Below are 2,771 nucleotides of genomic sequence, written 5' to 3'. Positions count from 1 at the left end.
CAGCGCGGGTGGAGCGACGGTCGGGGCCACCTCGATCGGCGCGGTGGCCGAAGGTGCCGCCTCGGTGGTGGCCGGCGTCCGGGTGGTGGTCGGCGTCTCGGTGGTGGTCGGCGGCTCGGCCGTCGGGGTATCGGCTCGGCGCGAGGCGAACTCGTCGGCCAGCTCGCCCTGGGCCCGGCCGTTCTCGATGTTCGTCCCCCACAGCTGGTAGACGACGAGCAGGAGGACGACCACGCCGGTGGTCATCATCAGGCGCCCGATCGCGCCGACGGCGCGCGCCACCCGAAGACGGGACCCACGCGGCTCGGGGAGAGGGGGTGCCGAGGGCCCATCGCCCGGCTGGGCGGCGGCCGCCTCGGCGTCAGACGTCAGCATGTTCGAAGCCTAGGTGAGGGTGGCCCTCCGGTAGCCTGCGCGCCCTCATGGAGCCCGCCGTCGACCTCTGCGGCGCCGTCGCCCTCGTCGGTCGCTTCCCGGCCCTGGCCGGCGCCGACCTGGTGATCGACCCGGGGGAGGTGGTGCTCCTGCAGGGGCCCAACGGGGCGGGCAAGACCACCCTGCTGCGGTGTTGCGCCGGGCTGGTGCCGGTCATCGACGGTGAGGCCCGGGTGCTCGGGTGCGACCTGCGCACCGACCGGCGACGGGTGCGGGGCCGGGTGGGCCTCCTCGCCCACTCGTCGGGTCTCTACGACGACCTCACCGTCGAGGACAACCTGCGGTTCTGGGGTCGGGCGGCAGGCTCGGATCGCGCCGATGTCGAGGCCGCCCTCGACCGGCTGGGCCTCGCCGGGCGCCTGCGGGGCGTGGCGGTGGGGCGGCTGTCGGCCGGTCAACGCCGGCGGACGTCGCTGGCCGTGCTGGTCGCCCGCCGCCCGGAGCTGTGGCTCCTCGACGAGCCCCACGCCGGGCTCGACCAGGCCGGCCGCGACCTGGTCGACGGGCTCATACGCGATGCGTCGGCGGCCGGGGTCACCGTGCTGCTCTCGTCCCACGAGCTCGAGCGGGCCGCCGCCGTGGCCCACCGCCAGGTCGAGGTTGTCGGCGGGCACGTGCGCGAGGTGGGGGGCGAGAGCGATGTGGCGTGATGCCCGCCTGGTGGCGGCCAAGGACCTCCGCATCGAGGTTCGCAGCCGGGTCGCGCTCAACCAGATCGCGCCCTTCGCGCTGCTGGTGTTGCTGCTCTTCGCCTTCGCCCTCGACTCGGACCGCAACGTCCTGCGCGACGCCACCCCCGGGCTGTTCTGGGTCGCCGTCCTGCTCTCGACGCTGCTCGCGGTCCAACGGGCCTTCTCGCTCGAGGCAGCCGACGGGGTGCGCGACGCCCTGCGGCTGTCCGGGCTGCACCCGGCGGGCATCTTCCTGGGCAAGGTCGCCTCGGTGGCGATCCAGCTCGTCGCCCTCGAGCTGCTCCTCGCCCTGGGGGTGCTGGTCCTCTACGACGCCCCGCTGACGTCCCCGCTGTTGCTCGGGTCGACCGGCCTGCTCGCCACCCTGGGCCTCGCCGCGGTGGGCTGCCTCTACGGCGTCCTCGCCGCCGGGCAGAGGGTGGCCGAGACGATCCTGCCGCTCCTGTTGCTGCCGGCCCTGGCCCCCCTGCTGCTGGCCGCCACCCAGGCCGTCGCGGCGGCGAGCGACGGCGTGGCCTCCGAGGGCTGGCGGTGGCTCGGGCTTCTGGCCCTGTTCGCGGCGGCCTACCTGGCCGCCGGCGTGGCCACCTTCGGGATCCTGCTCGATGACGGCTGACCAGCGGTGACCGAGGACCTTCGCGCCCGACTTGGCAGGGGAGGCGATCGCGGTATGGACTTGCAGCGCTGATGAACGACACGACCGCCTCCAAGGCCACTCGAGTGCTCGGCGCCGTGACCCTCGCGGGGATCGGCCTCCTGGTCCTCTTCGGCCTCGTGATCTCCGGCCCCGACGGCGCCTCGGTGGGCGTCGACGCCAACGGCGCGCCCACGGGTCAGGGCGAGGTCGTCCGCATCATGTACATGCACGTGCCCACCGCGCTGATCGCGTTCCTCGCCTTCTTCGTCACCGTGGCCGGCAGCGTGGGCTACCTCCTGCGCCGCTCGGAGTGGTGGGACCTCGTCGCCCACGCCTCGGCCGAGCTGGGCGCCGTGCTCCTCTTCGCCACCCTCGTCACCGGAGCCCTGTGGGGCGAGCCCACCTGGGGCACCTACTGGGAGTGGCAGGACGCCCGGCTCACCACCACCGCGGTGCTGTTCTTCCTGGTCCTCGGGTACCTGGCCGTGCGGCGCCTGCCGCTCGAACGGGGCCGCCGATCCCGCCTGGCCGCCGTCGTCGGCCTGCTGCTCGGCCCGGCCACCATCGTCTGCCACTACGCGACCACCTGGTGGCGCACGCTCCACCAGGGGCCCACGATCAGCCGCCTCGACCCGCAGATCGAGGGCACCATGCTCTTCAGCCTCATGCTCGGCATGGGCGTGTTCATGGCGCTCTACGCCTGGCTGATGCTGCATCGCTTCCGCGTGCTGTGGCTCGAGAACCGGGTCGAGGACCTGGGGCTCGACCTGGCCCTGGCCGAGCGCCGGGCCGAGGCCGGGGCGTCCGGCGCCTCCACCACGGGACCGTCTCCCACGCCGGCCACCGGACCCACTCCCACCGGAGCAGCGTCGTGATCGCCCTCGCCGCCTGGGCCTCGGTCGCACTGGCCTGGGTCGTCGTGTTCGTCTCCGTCGGGCTGCTCGCGATGCGCAGCGCCCAGCGGGGTCGCCGCCTGGCCCGCCAGGTCCCCGAGGACCAGCGCCGGT

At 74.3% G+C, this 2,771-nt stretch carries 3 protein-coding genes and 1 pseudogene; 3 read left to right on the top strand and 1 reads right to left on the bottom strand.

Going from position 1 to position 2,771, the window contains the following annotated elements:
• A pseudogene (locus tag VNL12_RS12070) lies at positions 1–375 on the bottom strand (hypothetical protein); the annotation flags it as partial.
• Positions 376–422: 47 nt separating this feature from the next.
• Between VNL12_RS12070 and ccmA the strand changes: the two are divergent.
• The 3 genes from ccmA to ccsA all read left to right on the top strand — a co-directional run bounded on the left by ccmA (position 423) and on the right by ccsA (position 2,639).
• A complete protein-coding gene (gene ccmA / locus VNL12_RS12065; protein WP_325594867.1) occupies positions 423–1,085 on the top strand; it encodes a heme ABC exporter ATP-binding protein CcmA in 663 nt (220 codons plus the stop codon).
• Complete coding sequence (locus VNL12_RS12060) at positions 1,075–1,743, top strand: heme exporter protein CcmB (protein WP_325594865.1); 669 nt, start codon at positions 1,075–1,077, stop codon at positions 1,741–1,743. Before ccmA ends, VNL12_RS12060 begins: the two co-directional genes overlap by 11 nt.
• Positions 1,744–1,814: 71 nt before the next feature.
• Positions 1,815–2,639, top strand: a complete 825-nt coding sequence (gene ccsA / locus VNL12_RS12055; protein ID WP_325594863.1) for a cytochrome c biogenesis protein CcsA — start codon at positions 1,815–1,817, stop codon at positions 2,637–2,639.
• Positions 2,640–2,771 lie beyond the last annotated feature (132 nt).

It is taken from the genome of Iamia sp. (genome assembly GCF_035575815.1).
GTDB lineage: Bacteria > Actinomycetota > Acidimicrobiia > Acidimicrobiales > Iamiaceae > Iamia.
The sequence above is the reverse complement of the archived record's forward strand: the minus strand, read 5'-3'. Positions and strand labels throughout refer to the sequence as shown.